9 protein-coding genes are annotated in these 17,585 nt (G+C 71.1%); 4 read left to right on the forward strand and 5 right to left on the reverse strand.

Going from position 1 to position 17,585, the window contains the following annotated elements:
- Positions 1–376: 376 nt before the first annotated feature.
- Positions 377–3,535 (forward strand): non-ribosomal peptide synthetase, encoded by a 3,159-nt coding sequence (locus OG792_RS15320; protein WP_329110288.1) that lies wholly within the window; start codon positions 377–379, stop codon positions 3,533–3,535.
- Positions 3,532–9,102 (forward strand): non-ribosomal peptide synthetase/MFS transporter, encoded by a 5,571-nt coding sequence (locus OG792_RS15325; RefSeq protein WP_329110290.1) that lies wholly within the window; start codon positions 3,532–3,534, stop codon positions 9,100–9,102. The genes OG792_RS15320 and OG792_RS15325 overlap by 4 nt, the downstream gene beginning before the upstream one ends.
- A 9-nt stretch (positions 9,103–9,111) precedes the next feature.
- Here the strand turns inward: OG792_RS15325 and OG792_RS15330 are convergent, their stop codons facing one another.
- Complete coding sequence (locus tag OG792_RS15330) at positions 9,112–10,056, reverse strand: aldo/keto reductase (RefSeq protein ID WP_329110291.1); 945 nt, start codon at positions 10,054–10,056, stop codon at positions 9,112–9,114.
- Positions 10,057–10,216: 160 nt separating this feature from the next.
- On the opposite strand from OG792_RS15330, the gene OG792_RS34705 reads away from it, so the two are divergent.
- Both OG792_RS34705 and OG792_RS15335 read left to right on the forward strand, forming a co-directional pair.
- Entirely contained in the window at positions 10,217–10,297 is an 81-nt protein-coding gene (locus OG792_RS34705; protein ID WP_442932474.1) for a putative leader peptide, read from the forward strand.
- Positions 10,298–10,416: 119 nt separating this feature from the next.
- Entirely contained in the window at positions 10,417–12,870 is a 2,454-nt protein-coding gene (locus OG792_RS15335; RefSeq protein WP_329110292.1) for a M14 family zinc carboxypeptidase, read from the forward strand.
- A gap of 99 nt (positions 12,871–12,969) precedes the next feature.
- On the opposite strand, the gene OG792_RS15340 is transcribed toward OG792_RS15335, so the two are convergent.
- The 4 genes from OG792_RS15340 to OG792_RS15355 all read right to left on the reverse strand — a co-directional run bounded on the left by OG792_RS15340 (position 12,970) and on the right by OG792_RS15355 (position 17,550).
- Complete coding sequence (locus OG792_RS15340; RefSeq protein WP_329110293.1) at positions 12,970–13,890, reverse strand: glutathione S-transferase C-terminal domain-containing protein; 921 nt, start codon at positions 13,888–13,890, stop codon at positions 12,970–12,972.
- 104 nt (positions 13,891–13,994) lie between these two features.
- Positions 13,995–15,662 carry an ABC transporter ATP-binding protein gene (locus tag OG792_RS15345; RefSeq protein WP_329110294.1) on the reverse strand — a complete coding sequence of 556 codons (1,668 nt, stop codon included), beginning with the start codon at positions 15,660–15,662 and terminating at the stop codon, positions 13,995–13,997.
- The gene (locus OG792_RS15350) at positions 15,659–16,588 is read right to left on the reverse strand and encodes an ABC transporter permease (RefSeq protein ID WP_329110295.1); all 930 of its coding nucleotides are present in this window, start codon (positions 16,586–16,588) and stop codon (positions 15,659–15,661) included. Before OG792_RS15350 ends, OG792_RS15345 begins: the two co-directional genes overlap by 4 nt.
- Positions 16,585–17,550 carry an ABC transporter permease gene (locus OG792_RS15355; protein WP_329110296.1) on the reverse strand — a complete coding sequence of 322 codons (966 nt, stop codon included), beginning with the start codon at positions 17,548–17,550 and terminating at the stop codon, positions 16,585–16,587. The genes OG792_RS15350 and OG792_RS15355 overlap by 4 nt, the downstream gene beginning before the upstream one ends.
- Positions 17,551–17,585: the final 35 nt, after the last annotated feature.

Here is a 17,585-nt window from a genome sequence, read left to right on the forward strand (position 1 = left end):
GCGCGGAACACCGTGGGGCCGGTCGCCGGTCCGGTCGGCGACGAGACTCATCCTGGTCCATCGGCCGGCGCCCAGGATCGTCCAAATGGTCATCGGAATGCGTTTTCTCGGCTGGTCCGAGCCGCTTCCGGCAAACAGATACTTGTCGAAGTGCGCCGTTCCTTTGGCAGCAGCCGAAAACGGCCACCGTCGACAGTGGATCGGAGAGCCCCGTGCCGGTACGCGCGCGTACCGGCGCCGGTGTCCGATCGGTCGAATGTGCGCCCTGTACGTTACCGGGACACCACTGTCCGGTTATGGCGGCTCACGGAACGTGCCGTGAACCATGGCGTGCCGGGCGGGTGCCTGATGGATCGAATGGGGAGTGTGGCGAACCATGATTGAGCTACCGCTGTCGCCTGCGCAGGAACGGCTGTGGTTCCTCGACCGGTTCGATCCGGGCCAGCCGAACAACGTCACCTACGCCAGCCGGTTGCGTGGCAGCGTCGACGCCGACCTGCTGGCTCGCGCCTTCGCCGCCGTGACCCTCCGGCACGAGGCGCTGCGTGCCACGATCGTCGACCGGGCCGGGGTACCGGTGCAGGTGATCGCCGATCCGGGTCCGTTCGACCTGGAACGGGTCGACCTGACCGGGGAGCCGGAGTCGCTCCGGGAGAACCGGGCCCGCGAGATCGGGCGGCAGGTCTTCGACACCAGTTTCGACCTGGCCCGTGGACCCCTGATCCGGGTCGTGCTGTTGACCGTGGGCCGGGACGACCACGTGCTGCTCGTCGTGGTCCATCACGTGATCTTCGACGGCAGCTCGGCGGCGATCCTCATGGCCGACCTGCGTACGGCCTACGGCGCCCTGCTCGACGGCAACCCGGTCGAGTTGCCGGTGTCGGCCGTCGGCTGGGCGGACTACGTGCGTGAGCAGGCGGATCAGCCGGCGGGCAAGGTGGAGCGGGACCTCGCGTACTGGCGTGAACGGCTCGCCGGCGCGCCCGTGCTGGCGCTGCCGACCGACCTGCCCCGACCACTGTTCAAGACCTCACGCACCGCTCAGGTGCGGCACCAGCTCGACGGTGACCTGACCGCTCGACTGCAACGACTGGCGCAGACGCAGCGGTGCACGTTGTTCATGGTTCTGCTCGCCGGTTACCAGGTGCTGCTGGGCCGGCACGCCGGTCAGGAGGACGTCTGCGTCGGTACGGCCAGCGCCGGGCGTTCCCGTGCCGACCTGGAGGGGCTCGTCGGCTGCCTGGTGCAGACCCTGGTGCTCCGGGGTGACCTGTCCGGCGACCCGACCGTACGCGACCTGCTGCGCCGTACCCGCGACACCGCCCTGGACGCGTACGGCCACCAGGAGGTGTTGTTCGAGCGGTTGGTGGGTGAGTTGGACGTGGCGCGGGACGTGAGTCGTACGCCGCTGTTCGAGACCATGTTCGTGCTGCACACCCAGGGCCAGCCGGGGCTGGACGTCCTGCCCGGCATCCAGGGTGCCCCGTTCACCGTCGGGGTGGTGCAGACCCTGTTCGACCTCGTGGTCGACGCCTGGATGACGCCGAACGGCCTGGCCATGACGGCGCGTTACGACACCGCCCTGTTCACGCCCGAGACGGTCAGCGCGATGTTGCGTCGGTTCGAGGTGTTGCTGCGGGGGTGCGTGGAGGACGTCGATCGGCGGGTGTCGGAGTTGCCGTTGGACGATGTGGTGGGTGTGCGGTCTGTGTTGTCGCGGGGGCAGGGCCCGCGTCGTCCGTACGCGGGCACTGTTGCGTCGTTGTTCGCTGCCCGGGTCGAGGCGGCGCCGGATGCGGTGGCGGTCGGGTCGTGGAGTTACCGGGAGTTGGACGAGCGGGCGAACCGGATCGCCCGGTACCTCAACCGCTCCGGGGTCGTGCCGGGGTCGATCGTCGGGGTGTGTCTGGATCGGACGCCGGATGTATTGGCGACGTTGTTGGCGGTGTGGCGGTGTGGGGCGGCTTATCTGCCGTTGGATCCGGGATTGCCGTCGGCGCGGATGTCGTGGCTCCTGTCTGATTCGGGTGCCGGGTTCGTGGTGACTCAGAGTGGTGTGGGTGCACAGCTTGGTGATGGTGGTCCGGGGCGGCTGTTGTGGTTGGACCGGGACGGGACAACCATTGACCGGGAGTCGCCGGATCCGTACGGAGAGTCGACTGATTCCGGGGCTTTGGCGTATGTGCTTTATACGTCTGGTTCGACGGGGTGGCCGAAGGGTGTGGGTGTTGGGCATTCGGCGTTGACGAACCTGTTGTTGTCGATGCGGGACGCGCTCGGCAGTGGTCCGTCGGATGTGTGGTTGGGGTCGACGTCGTTGTCGTTCGATATCAGTGGATTGGAGTTGTTCCTGCCACTGGTCGTCGGTGGTCGTCTGGTCCTCGTTTCCGAGGAGCGGGTGAAGGACGGTGCGGCGATCGTCCGGTTGGTGCGGGACGAGGGCGTGTCGCACGTGCAGGCGACGCCGTCGGGGTGGCGGATGCTCCTCGACGCCGGGTTCGACTTCCCGAGCGTCGTCGGCTTGTCCGGTGGTGAGGAGCTACCGGTGGGGTTGGGTCGGGAGTTGCGGTCGCGGGTGTCCCGGCTGGTGAACGTGTACGGGCCGACGGAGACGACGATCTGGTCCACCCTCGCCGAGATACCGGCCGGGGTTGGTGCGGTGACGTTGGGTGCGCCGGTGGGGAACACGCAGGTGTACGTGGTGGATCGGGGGTTGCGGCCGGTCCCGGTGGGGGTGCCGGGTGAGTTGCTGATCGGTGGTTCGGGGGTGGCGTGGGGGTATCTGGGCCAGCCGGCGTTGACCGCCGGTCGGTTCGTTCCCGACCCGTTCGGCGCGCCCGGTGGGCGGTTGTACCGGACCGGGGACCGGGTGCGGTGGTTGCGGGGCGGCGGGCTGGAGTTCCTGGGCCGTGTCGACCACCAGGTCAAGGTGCGCGGGTACCGGATCGAGCTCGGCGAGATCGAGGCCCGCCTGCTGGAGCATCCCGAGGTGGGGCAGGCCGCGGTCGTCGTGACGGGCAAGGGCGAGGACGCCCGCCTGGTCGGCTACGTCACCGCCGCTGGCATCGAGGCTCCGACCGGGCGGCAGCTGCGGTCGTATCTGGCCGAGGTCCTGCCGGGGTACATGGTCCCCGGGCATGTGCTGGTCCTGGAGACGATGCCGCTCAACACCGCCGGCAAGATTGACCGACGCAACCTCCCCACCGACGTCCTCGACATCGACACCCGAGAACACGTACCACCGGCCACGGAGGTCGAGGAACTGGTCGCGACGACGTGGGGTGAGGTGCTCGGCCGGGACCGGATCGGCGCCCTGGACGACTTCTTCGACCTCGGCGGACACTCCCTGCTCGCCACCAGGGCCGTTGCCCGCCTCGGCGCCGCCCTCGACCTGGAAATACCGATCCGGACCCTGTTCGTGCACTCCACCGTGGAGGCATTCGCGGCGGCCCTGGAGGAACTGCTGGTCACCGACCTTGAGCAGCTCTCCGACGACGAGGTAGTCCGGCTTCTCGACAAGGACGTGAACTCGTGACCGACCTCGACAACCAGCTCGACAGCGAGTCGGTCCCGGCCCCCGACAGGGTGCTGGCGCCGGTCGCGCTGGCGCGTACGGAGCGGCTGTCGGAGCAGCGTCGGGCGCTGCTCGCCCAGCGGCTGCGCCGGGGGTCCGGGGCGGCGGTGAAGGCACCGGAGATTCCTCGGGTGCCGGACGGTGTCGCGCCGCCGATCTCGTTCGGCCAGGAACGGCTCTGGTTCGTGGAGCAGCTCGACCCCGGCACGGACGCGTACGTGATGCGCGGCGGGGTGCGGCTACGCGGCCGGCTGCACCTCGACGCGCTCCGCAACGCCCTGGACGACGTCGTCGAACGGCAGGACACGCTCCGTACCCGCTTCCCCGTCGACGACGAGGGGCGGGCCTCGGCCGAGGTGGCGCAACGGGTGGAGGTGCCGTTCCGGATCGTGACGCTGGACCCGGACACCGAGCCGGACGTGCTCGACCGGGCGCAGACCCTGACCACCGAGGACTGTGGACCGTTCGACCTGACCGCGGCACCGCTGCTGCGGGCGCTGGTGGTGCGGGTCGGTCCGGACGACCACGTGGTCCACGTCGCGATGCACCACATCGTCGGCGACGGCTGGTCGTGGCCGGTGTTCTTCGCGGACTGGGCCGCGTTCTACGCCGCCCGGCTCGACCTGGCACCGCCACCCACGCCGCTGCCGATCCGGTACGGCGACTACGCGGCCTGGCAGCGGGAGCGGCTCTCCGGCCCGGCGGCCGACCGGGACCTGGCGTACTGGCGGCAGGCGCTGCACGGGGTGCCGCCGCTGGAGCTGCCGGTCGACCGGCCCCGGCCGGCGCAGCCCGGTTGGCGCGGTGAGGGTCATCGGATCCGTTTCCCGGACGAGCTGGTCGAGGAGCTCAGGTCGCTCGGCCGGGAGCACGGCGCGACGCTGTTCATGACGTTGCTCGCCGGGCTGCACGTGCTGCTCTACCGGCTGAGCGGCCAGCGTGACTTCGCGGTCGGTTCACCGGTCGCGGGACGGGTACGCCCCGAGCTGGAGCGGCTCGTCGGCCTGTTCGTGAACATGCTGCCGCTGCGGGCGGAGCTCCGTCCGGAGCTGACGTTCGCGGAACTGCTGACCCAGACCCGCGACCGGGTACTGGAGGCGCTCAGTCACCAGGAGCTGCCGTTCGAACGGCTCGTGCAGGAGCTGAACGTCGAACGGGACACCAGCCGGTCGCCGATCTTCCAGGTGTTGTTCGGCATGCACAACTCCGGTGGGTCGACGGGGGAGTGGCCCGACGGCCTGGTCCAGCTGCCGGCTGGCGGCCCGATCACCACCAACAAGCACGACCTGTCGCTGTACGTGGACGAGCTGCCCGACGGCGTGTACGGCCTCTTCGGCTACCGGACCGAACTGTTCGACGCCGACACCGTGGCCCGGTTCGCCGAGCACTATCACCGGCTGCTGACCGCGGCGGTGGCCCGACCGGACACGTCCCTGGCCGACCTGGACCTGATGACGGCGGCGCAGCGGTCGGCCGTACTCGGGTTGGGCACCGGGGCGCCGGCACCGCAGTCGGCCGGGGGCAATCTCGCCGACGTGATCGCGGCGCACGTGGTCGCCACCCCGGACGCACCCGCGATCGTGCACGACGGTGTCGCCACCGACTACCGCGAGTTGGACGCCGGGGCGAACCGGATGGCGGGCTGGCTGCGGGCCCGTGGTGTCGGCCGGGGATCGTTGGTCGGGGTCTGTCTGGAGCAGTCGGCCGAGTTGGCGATGGCGTTGCTGGGCGTGCTGCGGGCCGGCGCCGCCTACGTACCGCTGGACCCGGAACAGCCCCCGGCCCGGCTGGCCACGATCATGGCCGACGCCCGACCGGCGCTGGTGCTGACCACGTCGGACCTGGTGGACCGGTTCGACGCCGTCGCCACGGTCCGGCTCGACGAGGTACGCGACGAGATCGCCGCGTCGAGTCCGGTCGCGCCGGAGCCGGTGGCGGAGCCGGACGACCTCGCCTACGTGATCTTCACATCGGGTTCGACCGGGCGACCCAAGGGTGTGGCGGTGGCCCACCGACAGGTGCGCAACTACCTCGACGGGGTCGCCGAGCGGATCGACGTGGTGCCGGGCGCCCGCTGGGCGCTGCTCCAGTCGCTGTCGTTCGACTTCGCGGTGACCGTCTTCTACCTGGGCCTGGCCAGCGGCGGCGCGGTGCATCTGGTGCCGCGTCGGTGCACCGGCGACGAACTCGCCGACTATCTGCGTGACCAGCGCATCGACTACCTCAAGATGACCCCGTCGCACCTGGCCGCGCTGGCGGTCGAGGTCCCGGCGCAGCGACTGGTTCCGGCGCGGGCGCTGCTGCTCGGCGGCGAGGCGTCCCGACTGGACTGGGCGGCCGGGCTGGCCGGCGGCGACGCGGCGGTGTTCAACCACTACGGGCCGACCGAGGCGACCGTCGGGGTCACCACCTACCGGGTCGAGGCGTCCGACACCGGCACCGGCACCACCCCGATCGGCGGCCCGCTGCCGCACGCCCGGGTCTACGTGCTCGACGAGCGGATGCGGCCGGTGCCGGTCGGTGTGTCGGGCGAGCTGTACCTCGGCGGGGACCGGCTGGCCCGGGGCTATCTCGGTCAGCCGGGGCTGACCGCGGAGCGGTTCCGGCCCGACCCGTACGCGGTCGAGCCGGGTGCCAGGATGTACGGCACCGGTGACCTGGCCCGGTGGCGCCCGGACGGGCAGTTGGAGTTCCTCGGCCGGCGCGACGGCCAGGTCAAGTTGCGCGGCTACCGGGTCGAGTTGGGCGAGGTGGAGGCCGCGCTGGTCGACTGCCCGGGGGTGGGCGCGGCGGTCGCCGTGCTGCGCGGTGACCGGCTGGTCGGCTACCTGCAACGCGAGGCCGCCGACGGTGCCGGGCCGACCCCGGACGACCCGGATCCGGGTACGCTGCGCCGGCTGCTCGCCGGCATCCTGCCGGAGTACATGATCCCGAACCAGTTCGTCTGGTTGGACCGGTTGCCGTTGCAGGAGCACGGCAAGGTCGACCGTCGGGCGCTGCCCGAACCGGCCGCCTCGACCGCCGCCGCCGGCGAACACGTCCCGCCGGACGGTCCGGTCGAGACCGCCATCGCGCAGGTGTGGGAGACGGTGCTCGAAGTCGAGCGGGTCGGCGCGCTGGACGACTTCTTCGACCTCGGTGGGCACTCGTTGCTCGCCACCCAGGTGGTGGCCCGGCTGCGTCGTACGCTGACCACCGAGCGGTCGATCAGCGTGATGGACCTGTTCCGGTGCCGTACGGTCCGGGAACTCGCCCTGCTCGCCACCGGCGAATCCGGCCAACCGGCCGACCGGTTGCTGCACGAACTCAGCCGAGCGCCGAGCGGCCCCCGGAAACGCTCGTACGTCTGCGTCCCGTACGGCGGGGCGAACGCCGTGGTGTACCAGCCGCTGGCCGACGCCCTCCCGGACGGCCACAGCCTGTACGCGGTCGCCGTACCCGGACACGACATCGGGTTGGCCGAGGAGATCGAGCCGATCGAGGTGACCGCGCAGCGGCTCACCGAGGAGATCCTGACCACGATCAGCGGCCCCCTGGTGGTGTACGGGCACTGCGGGCCCGGTGGGGCGCTCGCGGTCGAGGTCGCCCGGCGGTTGGAGGCGGCCGGCCGGGAACTCGACGCGCTCTACCTCGGCGGGATCTTCCCGTTCGCCCGACCGGTCGGCGGACTGCTCGGCCGGCTCACCCGGCTCCGTCTCGGTGAGCGGCTGCGCGGCGACCGGGTCTACGCCAACTGGCTCCAGGGCATGGGCGCCGACCTCGGTGCGCTCGATCCGGAGCAGCAGCGGTTCCTGATCCGGGCGATGCGGCACGACGGCGAGGCGGCCGAGAACTACTTCACCGAGTTGCTGCACCAGCAGGCGACCCCGCTGCGGGCGCCGGTGATCAGCGTCGTCGGCGACCGCGACCCCGGTACGGAGTACCACCAGGAGCGGTACCGGGAGTGGCACTTCCTCAGCGACACCACCGCCCTGGTGGTGTTGCAGGAGGCCGGGCACTACTTCGCTAAGTTCCGCGCCGACGAGGTCGCCGACATCATCACCGCCGTCGACGGGCACCTGGACCAGCCCGTCGCGGCGTACGACCCGGACCTGTCGTGGCAGGTCACCGCGGTCTCCCGGGAGACCGATCCGGCGCCTGCGGCGGCCGTCGAGCAGCAGCCGGGGATGGGGCGGTTCCTGACGGTCGCCACCGGGCAGCTCGTCTCGGCGATCGGGTCGGCGTTGACCACCTTCGCGGTGCCGCTGTGGACCTACCTCGAAACCGGGTCGCTGATCCGGTTCGCGCTGTTCGCGGTGCTCGGTCAGGTGCCGGGCATCCTGGCCGCGCCGATCGCCGGTGCGATCATCGACCGCACTGACCGGCGTCGGGCCATGCTCGCCGGGGACCTCGCCGCGCTGACCGCGATCGCCCTGTTCGCCGCGTTCTACTGGACCGACCAACTCCAGCCGTGGCACATCTACACCTTCGTCGGCTGGTTGTCGGTCGCGTTGACCTTCCAACGGCTGGCGTACATGTCGGCGGTGCCGCAACTGGTGCCCAAGCGCTACCTCGGTCACGCCAACGGGATGGTCCAGCTCGGCGGTGGCGTCGCCCAGTTCCTCGTACCGCTGGTCGCGGTCGGTCTGATCGCCACCATCGGCCTGGGCGGCATCCTCCTGATCGACCTGGGCAGTTACCTGTTCGCGGTCACCGTGCTGGTGCTGGTCAAGTTCCCCCGGACGATGGCCCGCCGACGCCGGGAGAGCCTGCTCGCCGAGATCACCGGGGGGCTGCGGTACACGGTGCAGAACCGCAGCTTCCGGGCCATGGTGCTGTTCTTCGCCGCGTTCAACCTGTTCCTCGCGCCGCTGTTCCTGCTGCTCTCCCCGCTGGTCCTGGCGTTCGCCCCGCTGGAGTCGGTGGCCCAGGTGTCGCTCGCCGGTGGCATCGGGGCGGTCGTCGGTGGCCTGATCATGACGGCGTGGGGCGGTCCCCGGCACCGGCGGATGCGCGGCATGTTGCTGCTGACGTTCGCGTTCGCGGCGGGTGGCCTGGTCACCGGGCTGCGGCCGAGCGTCGCGGTGGTGGCGGCGGGCGCGCTCGGGATGTCGCTGTCGCTGTCGGTGATCAACGGGATCTGGCTGACCATCATCCAGACCAAGGTGCCGCAGCGGCTGCACGCCCGGGTGATCGCCCTGAACATGGTCATCGCGTTGTCGACGATGCCGCTCGGTCAGGCCGTACTCGCCCCGCTGCTGGTGCCGCGGTTCGAGCCGCTGCTGCTGGCCGACGGTGCGCTCGCCGACACCGTCGGGCAGGTGCTCGGCGTCGGGCCGGGACGGGGCACCGGCCTGCTCTACATCCTGTTCGCCGCCTGTGTCGCGGTGGTGGTGGCGGTGTCGTTGCGGGTGCGTACGCTGTCCCGGTTCGACGACGAGGTGCCGGACGCGCCACCGGACGATCTGGTCGGCCTGAGCAACTGGACGGCCCGAGCGGGGTCCCGCACCAGCGGCGGGCCCCGCCCGGAGAACGGGAGCGGTGGCTGACCGGCGCGGCTACCAGTCGAGGGGCTGGGCGGCGAGTCGTTCGTCGTACCAGCCCCGGATCGCCCGGAACGTCTCGGTCGGCAGCGGCTCGGCGGCGGCGGCGAGGCTGCTGTGCAGTTGGGCCAGGGACTTGGTGCCGGGGATGACGGTGGACACCGCGTCGTAGTGGAGCAGGAAGCGCAGCGCGCCGTCGAGCAGGCTCACCCCGTCGGGCAGCAGTTCCCGGAACTCGTCCACCAGGCCGGCGCGCAGCACGACGTCGGCGCGGGTCCACCGGTCGCGTACGTCGGTGAAGACGCTGTCCGCGTCGTACCTGCCGGCGAGCCAGCCGGACTCCAGTGGCACCTTGACCAGGGTTCCGACACCCCGGTCCCGGGCTCGGCCCAACGCCTGCCACGGCTCCTGGTAGAGGGCGGACAGCCGGACCTCCAGCGCGTCCGAGGCACTGGTGGTCAGTACGGTGTCGATGTCGGCTCCCCAGTCGACGGACGCACCGTAGGCGCGGATCGTGCCCTTGTCCCTGAGCTGTTGCAGGACCTGGTAGTGCTCGCCGGTGGTGCCGTCGAGGATCTCCGGCGGCGGGTTGTGCAGGACGACGATGTCGACGTGGTCGACGTTCATCCGGCGGGCGCTGCTCTCGATCGACGCCTCGACGGCGCCGGGTGCCCAGTTCGGGCTGCCGTCGGGGTGGTAACCGACCTTGGTGCAGAGGATCACCTCGTCGCGGCGGCGGCCGGTCAGCGCCCGGCCGATGTTCGACTCGCTCTGTCCGTCGGCGTATCCGGGTGCGGTGTCGATGAGGTTGACCCCGGCGTCGAGCGCGGTGTGCACGATCCGGACCGCCTCCGTCGGATCCGGTCCGTCTGGCCACTGTGCCGATCGGCCGAGCTGCCAGGCACCGAGGCCGATCGCGCTGACCCGTAGGCCGGTCGAGCCGAACGCCCTGAGCTGCATCGTTGAGATCCCCCCTGCCAGGACCGCCGGTCGGCGGTTCCGACAGCGTATCGACGGCGGCCTCGGTCCGCCGTCCCGCCGGGTTCGCTTCGTCACGTACGGATCAACGGATGCACACTTCTGGTTGACAGGTGATCATGAGTAAACGAAGATCTAGTACGTGCGAAGCGCCTATCTGACAAAGCGGGGTCACATCGACCTCCTGCGTGTCGCCAGCGCCGCCTGTCGACGCTCCATCTGACGCCGGGCTCCTCCTTCCTCGCACGCTGCTGACGTTTCTCCGCTCCCCCGGGTCTCCGGCCCCGAGGGGACGTCTGTCCGCGCGCATTGTCCTATATCCCGACAGGAGATCCCCCTTTCATGGGTAGAAAGCTCTCCCGGATCGCCGCGGCATCGGTTGCCGCCTCGCTCCTGGGCACCATGGCCTGGGCCGCGCCGGTGAACGCCTCCGCGCTGCCGTCCGTGCCCCCGTCCGGCGTCGACTTCTGGGGCATCACCGGTTACCCCGCCCGCAACGTGCTACCGGTCTGGGCGGACAACCCGAACGACGCCTCCATCCCGATCGGCGTCACCCCGTACGACGAGATCGCCCCGAAGCTCAACGCCCTTCAGGCCAACACCGACCGGGTGTCGGCCCGGGTGGCGGGAAAGTCGGCCGGCGGCTACGACCTGTACGCGGTGACGGTGACCGCACCGGAGACCCAGGACGAGGCGCGGCGGCAGGAGAACTGGCGCCGTCAGATCGAGGACCACCCGGCGACCGCCCAGCAGGACCGGCGTTTCCTGGAGGGTTACAAGACCCCGCTGTTCATCAACGCCAACATCCACGGCAACGAGTGGGAGGGCACCGACGCCGCCCTGCGGGTGATCGAGGAGTTCGCGACCAGCACCGATCCCCAGGTCGCGCAGCTGCTCAAGCGCAACCGGCTGGTCTTCAACGTCACCTCCAACCCGGACGGTCGGGTGGCCGGCACCCGGCAGAACGCGGCGGGCTACGACCTCAACCGCGACCTGACCATCGTGTCGCAGCCCGAGACCAACCTGATCCGTGAGCTGATCGTCGACACCCGGCCGATCATCACGCTCGACCTGCACGGCTACGTCAACCCGACGCTGCTGCACCCGAGCACCCCGCCGCACAACGTCAACAACGAGTACGACCTCTACATCAAGCACGGCCTGCCGAACGCGCTCGCGATCGAGCAGGGCCTCAAGGCGCTGGGCTACCCCGAGACGCAGCAGGCGCGGATCCCGTTCCGGGACGACGAACCCGGCGTCTGGGACGACTTCCCGCCGATCTACGTGCCGTCCTTCGCGATGTTGCAGAGCAGCATCCCGTACACGATCGAGGCACCGCTGAACCCGCGCGGCAACCTCACCCCGGCGGAGAAGCTGCGCCGCTCCGGCATCAACACCGACGTGCACGAGGTGGCGATCAAGACCTCGTTGCAGTACATCCAGGACCACCGGGCCGAGGTGCTGTTCGACCAGGCCGAGGGCTACCGGCGCGGCTGGGCCGGTGAGCCGCTGCGGGACATCCCGGACGGCTACGTACCGGGCTGGGGCCCGGAGGACAACTACCACACCACCTTCCCCCGCTCGTACGTCATCCCGGCCGGCTCCGGCCAGCACTCCGCGCCGGCCGCGGCCCGCCTCGTCGACCTGCTGATCGGCAGCGGCGGCCGGGTGTGGCGGGCGCAGGCGAGCTTCACCGCCAACGGCAAGAACTACCCCGCCGGCTCGTACGTGATCGACATGCACCAGCCCAAGCGTGGCCTGGTCAACTCCCTGCTCGAACCCGGTGTCGACATCACCGAGCGGGTGGACGACCTCTATGCCGGCCCGGCCGCCTGGAGCCAGGGACTGACCTGGGGCGCGACCGTCGACACCCTGTGGGACCAGCTGCCGACGGTGAGCCTGGTCCGGGCCTACGACGGCAAGGCCGAAAGCGCCGTGCCGGGCGGTACGCCCGACCTGCGGCTGAACCTCCAGGACGCCGCCGACCTGCTCGCCGTCAACGCGCTGCTGGACCAGGGCGTCAGCGTCTACCGGCTGTCCGACGGGTCGGTCGCCATCCCGCACACGACCACCAACCGCCGGCTCGCCGCGGCCGAGTCCCGTAAGCACGACGTCGCCTTCGAAGCCGCCCCGGCGGGTTGGCAGGGGACCCTGCTGGACCGGGTCGTCGTCGGTTACCTGGGTACGGTCGAGGAACGCGACACGCTCAAGGATCTCGGCTTCGAGGCGCGTACCGTCACCGCCGCGACGCTGGCCACGACCCTCACCGCGGACGTCGACGTACTGCTGGTCGGCGGCAACCTCAACCTGGCGAACCTGACGGCGGAGAACCGGGCCGCGCTGAACGCCTTCCTCGTCCGGGGCGGCGGGGTCATCGGTCTGGACACCGCCGGGGCGAACTTCAGCAACGCCGCCGGGCTGCTGACCGTCACGGCCACCGCGGGCGCCTCGCTGGCCAGCGGCGTGGTCAACATCGTCAACAGCCAGGGGCCGGTGACCTCGGGTGCGATCCCGCACTCGTTCATCAACCAGCCGGTCTGGTTCACCAACCTGGGCGCCGGGGTGACGGTGGAGCAGTCCTACGCCGCCGACCCGCTGCTCTCCGGCTGGTGGGCGGCGAACGCGGCCGGCACCAACGGCCCGACCGCGGCGGCCAACCAGGCCAGCATCGTCCGGGGCGTCACGGCCGCGGGCAACGGCGTGGTGCTCTTCGGTACGGACCCGACCTACCGCACCCACCCGAAGGGCATCCAGCCGCAGCTCGGCCGGGCCGTGCTCTGGGCGTCCCAGCGGTAGCACCGGCGGGTAGGTTCCGCGACGAGTGACAGACGAGGGCCCGGGTGTCGGTGGACACCCGGGCCCTGCCCGTGCTGCCGGCCCCGGTGGGGTCCGGCGTCACACCCCGGTGCGGTTCGCCGGGGCGTGCCAGTCGGGGATCCGCGCGTCCGGCGCGGCGAACGAGCTGAAGTCGGTGGTGTCCCGGAACGCGGGCAGGGTGTAGAGGTCCCGCGCGTACGCCCACAGGTGCGGGAACTCGTGCAGGCCGGGGTTGATGGCCCGGTGGGCGTTGGATTGGACGTCGTAGCGGACCAGGGTCACCCAGAGCCGGACGTCGGCCTCGGTCACCGTCGACCCGACCAGGTACCGCCGGGTCGCCAACCGTTCGTCCAGCGTCGCGAGCGCGTCGAGCAGCGCGGTCCGGGCCCGTACGCCGTCCTCGTCGGTCCGGGCCGCCGTACCGACGCCCCAGTTGACCGTCGGGTTGAGCCACTCGTCCAGTTCCTCGATCTCCTCGCGGTGGCGCTCCGGATAGGTGTCCACGAGCGGGGTGGCGAGCTGCCGGAATTGGGTCGCGAGGTCGATTCCGATGGTCTTGAAGGTGTTGCTGACCACCCCGGCGGTGACCCGGTCCCAGAGCGCCGGCACCGAGATGTGGCCGTCGAAGTTCTCCTCGGTGGCCTCGTACGCCTCGCGCAGCAGGGTGAACCCGTTCACCGGGTCCGGCCCGTACCGCTCGCGGAACGCCCAGCCGCGCCCGTCGCGGACGTTGTCCACGTAGGACACGCTGACGACGTCGTCCAGGCCGGCGAGGGCTCGGGTGATGGTCACCCGGTGCGCCCAGGGGCAGAACCATCCCGCGTAGATGTGGTAACGGCCGGCGCGCGGGGTGAAGCCGGCGGGGCTGTGCTCGTCGATCCGTCCGGAGAAACGGTAGACCGGGCGGGGGTCGTCGGGTCGCCGGACGATCCGGTACTCGCCGTGGGTGTCGGGGTCGGCGGGGCTGGCCAGCCGGCTGAAGGGGGACAGTCCGGGCATGGGATACCTCCGAGAGGGTCGGAGCGGGACAACCGGGGAAAAGCCTACTGAGTGAATGGGTTTTCGGTCCACGTCAACTGGGTCCGTACGGGCGCGCCCACCCGTCAACCCTCGCTGGCGGCGTACCCGTGGCCGGGAATCGCCGCGAGCAGTTCGCGGGTGTACGGGTGTGCCGGGCGGTCGAACAGCTCGGCGGTCGTGCCGATCTCGACTATCCGGCCGGCCCGCATCACGGCCACCCGGTCGGCGATCTGCCGCACCACCGCGAGATCGTGCGAGATGAACAGGTACGCCACACCGGTGGTCGCTTGCAGTTCGGCGAGCAGTTCGAGCACCTGCGCCTGCACGGACACGTCCAGTGCGCTCACCGGCTCGTCGCAGACGACAAGCTCGGGGGAGAGGGCGAGGGCGCGGGCGATCGCGACCCGTTGGCGCTGGCCGCCCGACAGCTGCGCGGGCCGGCGGTCGAGCACCGAGACCGGCAACGCCACCCGTTCGACGAGGTCACGGGCTCGGGCCCGGCGGGACGCCCGGTCACCGATGCCGAACACGCGTAACGGCTCCACGATCACCTCACGGATCGAGAACCGAGGGTCGAGCGAGGCGTACGGGTTCTGGTAGACGAGCTGCGCGCGGCGGCGCAGTCGACGCAGCGCGGCGCCCCGGGCCCCGGTGATGTCGGCACCGTCGAACAGGATCCGCCCGGCGTCCGGCTCGGTGAGCCGCAGCACCAGCCGGGCCGTGGTCGACTTCCCCGAACCGGACTCGCCGACCAGGGCCAGCGTCTCGTTGCGGTGGACGGTGAAGCTGACCCCGTCCACCGCCCGTACGCTGCGCCGGCCGGCGCCGGCCGCCGGCAGCGGGAAGTCCTTGACCAGATTCTCCACCGTCACCAGCGGCCCTCGGGCCGGGTCGGCCGGTGGTCGGGCGCGGGCCGGCGCCCCGGTCCGCCCGGCGGCCAGGCTCGGCGCGCTGCGCAACAGGTGGCGGGTGTAGGGGTCGGCCGGGTCGCGCAGCACGTCGCGGGTGGGGCCGGTCTCGACCACCCGCCCCCGCGACATCACCACCAACCGCTGCGCCCGGTCGGCGGCCACCCCGAGATCGTGGGTCACCAGCAGCACGGCGGTGCCGAGCTCCTCGGTCAGGCTCTGGATGTGGTCGAGGATCACCCGCTGCACGGTCACGTCGAGCGCACTGGTCGGCTCGTCCGCGATGATCAGGCGGGGTCTGGCCGCTATCGCTATCGCGATCAGGACCCGCTGTCGCATGCCGCCGGAGAGTTCGTGCGGATACTGGCGCGCTCGGGTGCCCGGATCGGGCAGGCCCGACCGGTGCAGCAACTCGACCGCGTCCGGGCCCGCCGACCGACGAGTGGCCAGCCCGTGTACCCGCAGCACCTCCGCGACCTGCTCACCGATCCGCTTCACCGGGTTGAGCGACACCGCCGGGTCCTGCGGGATGAGCCCGATCTGGGCGCCCCGGACGGTGCGGAACTCCCGTTCGGACAGCCTGCCGAGATCCCGCCCGGCGAACCTGATGCTGCCGGTGTCGACCCGCCCACCGCTGGGTAGCAGGCCGATGATCGCGTGCGCGGTCGTACTCTTGCCTGAACCGGACTCCCCGACCACCGCGACGACCTCGCCCGGCCGGACGTCGAAGTCGACGCCGTCGACCGCCGGCACCGGTCCGGACCGCGACCCGTACGAGACCGACAGGTTGCGCACCTCAAGCAGGCTCTCGCCGCCGCCTGCGGCAGCGTGTTGTCCCGTCATCGCTGGCTCGCCCACTCCCCGTCGACGGCTCGGGCGATCCGGTTCGTGGCCAGCACCGTCGCCGCGACCGCCAGGCCCGGAAGCGTCGAGAGCCACCATGCGTTCGCCAGGTAGTTCCGCCCGGTCGAGATCAACGTCCCCCACTCCGGCGCGGGTGGCGCCGCACCGTAACCGAGGAAACTCAGTGACGACACGGCCAGGATCGCCGTACCGAAGTCGAGGGTGGCCAGCACCAGCACCGGCCCCATCGCGTTCGGCAGCACGTGCCGCAGCAGGATCGAGTACCAGCGGGCCCCCGAGGACCGGGCGGCCTCGACGTAGGTGGCGTGCCGTACCCGGAGCACCTCCGCGCGCATCACCCGGGCGAAGCCGGCGACGCTGGCGATGCCGACGGCCACCGCGACCTTCACCGTGCCGAAGCCGAGCGCGGTGACCAGGGCCAGGGACAGGAACAGCGCGGGGATGGCGAGCAACACGTCGACCAGCCGCATCAGCGTCTCCTCGACCCACCCGCCGACGAACCCGGCGACCAGGCCGATCGCCCCGCCGACGACGAACGCCACCGCGACCGCGATCAGGGTCGTCTTCAGCGACAGCGCCGCCCCGTGCACGACCCGCGCGTACACGTCGCGGCCGATCTCGTCGGTGCCGAACCAGTGCTGGCCGCCCGGCCCCTGGAACCGGTCGGCGGGCACCCCGAGCAGCGGATCGCGTCCGGTGAACAGCGCCGGCCAGAACGCCGCCAGCACCACCAGGGCGACGACCACGACGGAGAGCACGAGGCCGGGGCGTCGGACCAGGAAACGGGCCACCCGCCGCAGGTCGGGACCGCGCGCGGGCTCCGGGCCGGTCGGTGTCGATCCGGTACGCCGGCCGGGGCCCGGCCCGATGCCCAGCGCCGGGTCACCGACGACTGTCTGACTCACACGAGGCTCCTTCGCCGGGTGGCCGTGGTGGCCACCACGATCCGTGGGTCGAAGAGTGGATAGACCAGGTCGACGGCGAGATTCACGCCCACGAAGACCAGGGCGCCGAACACCACGACGCCCTGGACCACCGGAATGTCCTGTACGGTCACCGCGCTCACCGTCGCCCGACCGATGCCGTTGCGGGAGAAGACCGTCTCCACGACCACGGAACCCGCCAGCAGGTTGCCGACCAGCAGCCCGACGATGGTCAGCGCGGGCAGGGCGGCGTTGCGCAGGGCGTGCCGCAGGTGCACCCGTACCCGCCCCACGCCCTTGGCCCGCGCGGTCTGCACGTACGGCTCGTCGAGCGCGGTGAACAGGCTCTTCGCCAGTACCTGGGCCAGTAGCGCGCCGGTCGGCACGGCCAGCGTGACCGCGGGCAGGATCAGGCTGCCGAGGCCGTCGTTGCCGAACGCCGGCAGCAGATGGAACCGGAAGGAGAAGAGCTGGACGAGCATCAGCCCGACCCAGAACGTCGGCAGTGACACGCCGAGCGCCGGCAACGACAGCAGCAGCTGCCGGAGCGTACGGGTCGACGTGTAGGTGGCGGCCAGCGCCAGCCCGGTACCGAACACGACGGCCAGCAGCAGCGCGGCACCGGTCAGCGCGAGCGTCTGCGGCAGGGCATCGCCGATCGTCGTCGTGACCGGTTGACCGGTCGCGACCGAGTTGCCGAGGTCGCCCCGCAGGGCCCGGCCGAGATAGTCGGCGTACTGCACCAGCACCGGCTTGTCGAAGCCGTACTCCCGTTTGAGGGCTTCGAGTTGGGCCGGGTCGACGCTGGCCTGGTCGAGTCCGCCGCCGGCCATCGCCGACACCGGATCGCCCGGCAGGAAGTCCAGTACGAGGAACGACAGCGTGTAGGCCGCCCACAGCACCAACACGGCCTGGCCGAGACGGCCGATCACGTACCGACGCACGATCCGCTCCCTTCCACCGCTCGTCCGGTCGGTGC

The organism is Micromonospora sp. NBC_01699, from assembly GCF_036250065.1.
Classification (GTDB): Bacteria; Actinomycetota; Actinomycetes; order Mycobacteriales; family Micromonosporaceae; genus Micromonospora_G.